The sequence below is a fragment of the Staphylococcus sp. HMSC061G12 genome (assembly GCF_001838465.1).
Taxonomy (GTDB): domain Bacteria; phylum Bacillota; class Bacilli; order Staphylococcales; family Staphylococcaceae; genus Staphylococcus; species Staphylococcus simulans.
The window spans coordinates 1-5,501 of sequence record NZ_KV836999.1 but is presented as its reverse complement, the minus strand read 5'-3'; the positions used below and the strand labels follow the sequence as shown (position 1 = coordinate 5,501).

At 32.2% G+C, this 5,501-nt stretch carries 5 protein-coding genes; 3 read left to right on the top strand and 2 right to left on the bottom strand.

The window, feature by feature from the left end; genetic code table 11:
* Window positions 1-47: 47 nt before the first annotated feature.
* Together hxlB and hxlA are read right to left on the bottom strand one after the other, a co-directional pair.
* Window positions 48-596, bottom strand: a complete 549-nt coding sequence (hxlB, locus tag HMPREF2937_RS00280; RefSeq protein WP_001826328.1) for a 6-phospho-3-hexuloisomerase — start codon at window positions 594-596, stop codon at window positions 48-50.
* A 2-nt stretch (window positions 597-598) separates the two neighbouring features.
* A complete protein-coding gene (gene hxlA / locus HMPREF2937_RS00275) occupies window positions 599-1,231 on the bottom strand; it encodes a 3-hexulose-6-phosphate synthase (RefSeq protein WP_000422872.1) in 633 nt (210 codons plus the stop codon).
* A 200-nt stretch (window positions 1,232-1,431) separates the two neighbouring features.
* Here hxlA and HMPREF2937_RS00270 point away from each other — a divergent pair, with 200 nt between their 5' ends.
* The 3 genes from HMPREF2937_RS00270 to zwf all read left to right on the top strand — a co-directional run.
* The gene (locus HMPREF2937_RS00270; RefSeq protein WP_058710032.1) at window positions 1,432-2,763 is read left to right on the top strand and encodes a glucose-6-phosphate isomerase; all 1,332 of its coding nucleotides are present in this window, start codon (window positions 1,432-1,434) and stop codon (window positions 2,761-2,763) included.
* Between the two features lie 31 nt (window positions 2,764-2,794).
* Window positions 2,795-4,201, top strand: a complete 1,407-nt coding sequence (gene gndA, locus HMPREF2937_RS00265) for an NADP-dependent phosphogluconate dehydrogenase (RefSeq protein WP_000097595.1) — start codon at window positions 2,795-2,797, stop codon at window positions 4,199-4,201.
* Window positions 4,202-4,264: 63 nt separating this feature from the next.
* Window positions 4,265-5,501: glucose-6-phosphate dehydrogenase (gene zwf, locus HMPREF2937_RS00260; protein ID WP_070863788.1), on the top strand; the 1,237-nt coding region annotated here is incomplete at its 3' end.

Here is a 5,501-nt window from a genome sequence, read left to right as displayed (position 1 = left end):
TAATGCGGAAGATTATATAATCTTCCGCATTAACTGCTTATTTATATCTATTCTAAATTGGCATGATTATTTTGCATAGTTGTTTCCTCAACATCTAATTGTGTCATTAGTCCAATGACTACACTATCTAAAAAGATTTGTGATGATTGTTCAAACAAACTACCTAACGGTTGATCAGACCCAGTAGCATCGTGTTTTGTACCTGCTGGTAATTCAACTACTGTGTCTGCAATTTCACCAATTGCAGAATCTAGTTTAGTTGTTAGTAATACCACTTTTGCATCAACTGATTTCGCTTTTTCTGCTAATAAGCGAAGATGTTCTGTTGAGCCTGAACCAGAAATTACAATAAATAAATCATCTTTTTGAATTGATGGTGTTGTTGATTCGCCAATGACAAATGCTTGCTTTCCTAATTGATTGAGTCTCATTGCAAAACTGTTTGCAACGAATCCAGAACGCCCCTTACCTGCAATAAATATGCGTGATGCTTCAGTTACTTCTGATACAAACCCATCAAATTCTTCATCTTTAACATGAGATAAAGTGCCCTTTAACTCATCTAAAATTAATTGATAATGATTAAAAGTTGTCATCATTATTTACCTTCAATAGCGTCACGACATTGTTTAGCTGCTTCTACAGGGTCATCAGCATTTGCGATACCGCCACCAACAATTACTAAGTCAGGTTCTTCTGCAACAATTTCTTTAATTGTATCTGGTTTAATACCACCAGCAACTGCGACTTTAGAATTTTTAATTACTGATTTAACTTTACGTAAGCTATCTAATGGAGATTGTCCTTCAGCTTGTAAATCATAACCAGTGTGCACTGCAATATAGTCAGCACCCATTTCATCTAATTCTTTCGCACGTTTTTCTAAATCTTGAACAGCAATCATATCTACTAATAATTGTTTGTTATTTTTATGTGCTTCTTCAACTGCTGCTTTAATTGACGCATCTTCTGCTACACCTAAAATTGTTACAACATCAGCGCCGAATTTAACAGCTTGGCTTACTTCATAGTCTGCTGCATCCATGATTTTTAAGTCTGCTAATACTTTAGCATTGCTTATATTTTCATTTAAATGTTGAACGGCAGGTAAACCTTCGTTAATCACAATTGGTGTACCAATTTCTACAATATCAACATATTCTTCTACTTTTTTCGCTAATTCTGCTGCTTCTTCTTTATTTAATAAATCAATAGCTAATTGTAATTCCACGATAATTCATCCTTTCATTAATTTATACCTTTATTTTGACATAATTATCAATAAATCAATACTGACAAAATTGGCATATAGGGAATGTCAGCTTATCTAAAGGGGGTGACTATTTTTTCAGTATGAATAATATTACACTGTAGTGTACAGTTGGAATTGTAAATATAAGACTAATAATTACAAATTTGGAGGCTTTTTAGATGACTCATATTCAATTAGATTATGGTAAGACTTTAGAATTTTTTGGAGAACATGAATTAGAACAACAAAAAGATATCGTGAAGACATTACACAAAACGATACATGGAGGAACTGGTGCAGGAAATGATTTCTTGGGTTGGGTAGACCTTCCAGTTGATTATGATAAAGAAGAGTTTTCAAGAATTGTAGAAGCTTCTAAACGTATTAAAGCAAATTCTGACGTGTTAGTTGTTATTGGTATTGGTGGCTCATACCTTGGTGCACGTGCTGCTATTGAAATGCTAACATCTTCATTTAGAACAAATAATGACTATCCTGAAATTGTTTTTGTAGGTAACCATTTATCATCAAGCTATACAAAAGAATTAGTAGATTATTTAGCTGACAAAGATTTCTCTGTAAACGTCATTTCTAAATCTGGTACAACTACAGAACCAGCAGTTGCATTCCGTTTATTCAAACAATTAGTTGAGAGTAAATATGGCAAAGAAGAAGCTAAAAAACGTATCTTTGCTACAACAGATAAACAAAAAGGTGCATTAAAACAATTAGCTACAAATGAAGGTTATGAAACATTTGTAGTTCCTGATGATGTAGGTGGCCGTTATTCAGTGTTAACTGCTGTAGGTTTATTACCAATCGCAGCTGCAGGTATTAATATTGAAGCGATGATGATTGGTGCAGCAAAAGCACGTAAAGAATTATCTTCTGACAAATTAGAAGAAAATATTGCTTATCAATATGCAACAATCCGTAACCTTCTATATAGCAAAGGTTATACAACTGAAATGCTTATCAACTATGAACCGTCAATGCAATATTTCAATGAATGGTGGAAACAATTATTTGGTGAATCAGAAGGTAAAGACTTTAAAGGTATTTATCCTTCAAGTGCTAACTACACTACTGATTTACATTCATTAGGACAATACGTTCAAGAAGGTCGTCGTTTCTTATTTGAAACAGTTGTTAAAGTGAATCATCCAAAACATGATCTTACTATTGAAGAAGATAGTGACGATTTAGATGGATTAAATTATCTTGCTAGTAAAACAATTGATGAAGTTAATACAAAAGCATTTGAAGGTACATTATTAGCACATACTGATGGTGGCGTACCTAATATCGTTGTTAATATTCCACAATTAGATGAAGAAACATTTGGCTATGTCGTGTACTTCTTTGAACTCGTATGTGCTATGAGTGGTTATCAATTAGGCGTCAATCCATTCAATCAACCTGGTGTAGAAGCGTATAAACAAAATATGTTTGCTTTACTTGGTAAACCAGGATTTGAAGATATGAAAAAAGATCTTGAAGCAAGATTGTAGGTTATAAACTATAAAGAAATGAGAGGATACAATGTCTAGTAATATTGGAATTTTAGGTTTAGGTGTTATGGGGAAAAATCTTGCGTGGAACATCGAGGATAAGAAATATTCTGTGAGTATTCATAGTAGAGATAATAATGAAATTAATGATACTATTCAAAAGTCTCATTATCAAAAGATATATCCTGCGTATAACTTGAAAGAATTTGTAGATTCATTAGAAAAACCCCGTAAAATTTTGTTGATGATTAAGGCCGGGAGTCCTACGGATAATATGATAAATACACTACTTCCGCTGTTAGATGATGATGATATTTTAATTGATGGTGGTAATACAAACTATCAAGATACAATTCGTCGAAATAAAGCATTAGCTGAAAGTGGCGTTAATTTCATCGGTATGGGCGTTTCAGGTGGTGAAGTAGGCGCTTTAACTGGTCCTTCATTAATGCCTGGCGGTCAAGAAGCCGCTTATAATAAAGTCAGTGATATCTTAGATGCCATTTCAGCTAAAGCGCAAGATGGCGCATCTTGCGTAACATACATTGGCCCAAATGGTGCAGGTCATTATGTGAAAATGGTCCATAACGGTATTGAATATGCAGATATGCAATTAATCGCTGAAAGTTATGCAATGATGAAAGACTTATTAGGTATGAGTCATACTGAAATTTCTCAAACATTCAAAGATTGGAATGCTGGAGAACTCGAAAGTTACTTAATAGAAATTACTGGTGATATTTTCACTGAATTAGATGAAAATAATGAACCTTTAGTAGAAAAAATATTAGATACTGCTGGTCAAAAAGGTACAGGTAAGTGGACTTCTATTAATGCATTAGAATTAGGAATTCCATTAACAATTATCACTGAATCAGTATTTGCTCGTTTCATTTCATCCATTAAAGAAGAACGTGTTAACGCGTCTAAATCATTAAATGGACCACAAGCTTCATTTGATGGTAATAAAGAAGAATTCTTAGAAAAAATCAGAAAAGCATTATATATGAGTAAGATTTGTTCTTACGCTCAAGGCTTTGCGCAAATGAGAAAAGCGAGCGAAGATCACGAATGGAACTTAAAATTAGGTGATCTTGCAATGATTTGGCGTGAGGGTTGTATCATTCGTGCACAATTCTTACAAAAAATTAAAGATGCTTACGATAATAATCCAGAACTTGAAAACTTATTATTAGATCCATACTTCAAAAATATTGTTACAGATTACCAAGAGGCATTAAGAGACGTCGTAGCAACAGGCGTTAAAAACGGTGTACCAACACCAGGATTCTCTGCAAGTGTGAACTACTATGATAGTTATCGTTCTGAAGATTTACCTGCTAATCTTATCCAAGCACAACGTGACTATTTTGGTGCACATACTTATGAACGTAAAGATCATGAAGGTGTGTTCCACACACAATGGGATGAAGAGTAATATAATTACTGTTACGGAATGAAAACCAGAAACTAGCTAATCAAGTAAAAGGGGGGAACTGCTTTGGATAAAAATTTATCATCATTAATAACAATATTTGGCGGAACAGGAGATTTAAGTTACAGGAAATTGCTACCTTCTATTTTTAATCTTTATAAAAAGGGTCACTTTAAGAAATTAGTTATCATTTCTACGGGTTTAGAGGATATAAGTGATGAAGAATATAGAAGTAAAGTAAAACAAATTTTATTAAGCCGAGAAAATTTTGAAATGGTGAACTTATTTTTAGATAACATATTTTACTTTCAACAAAATGTTGAAGATAAAACAAGTTGGAATAAATTAAAGGAACTTTCCAATGATATTGATAAAAAATATTGTTTGGATGGCAATAGATTATTTTACTTAGCAATGAATCCTCAATTTTTTAAAATTATAACTCAAAGCATAAGCCAATCAGGTCTTTCTGATACAAATGGATTTTCAAGATTAATAATCGAAAAACCATTTGGAAAAGATTTGAAATCTGCTGAAGACTTAAATAAACACATAAGACAGTATTTTAAAGAAGAAGAAATATTTAGAATAGATCATTATCTAGGTAAAGAGATGGTGCAAAATATTGAATCTTTACGTTTTGGTAATACAATATTTGAACCATTGTGGAACAACAAGTATATATCAAATGTTCAAATAACTCTATCGGAAACTTTAGGCATTGAAGATAGAGGCCAATACTATGATTCTACAGGAGCGCTTAAAGATATGGTGCAAAATCATGCACTACAAATACTTACTCTTATTGCTATGGAGAAACCCGAAAGCAGAAATAGTAAAGATATTAGACTAAAAAAAATCGAACTTTTAAACAATATAAAATTTTTGAAAGGGGCTGATGTACACAAATATTTTGTTAGAGGACAATATATTAATGGTATTATTAATGAAACTCCGATAATGTCATATCATGAAGAAAAAGGTGTTGATAGTGATTCAACAACAGAAACATTTGTAGCAGGAAAAGTACTTATCAATAATAGAAGATGGGAAGGGACTCCATTTTATATTCGTACGGGGAAACGCTTAGGTAAAAAAGCAACAGAGATTGTTATAGAATTCAAAAAAAACAATAATACATTAAGATATGAAAATAATAATGAGGATACTGATTGTAATTTACTGGTAATAAATATAGAACCTAATGCCAAAATATCACTATATATTTATGAAAATAAATCAAATAGAAATAATAGAAGTCATAATATGAAAATTTATAACTCAATAGATAAAAACCAAGTAG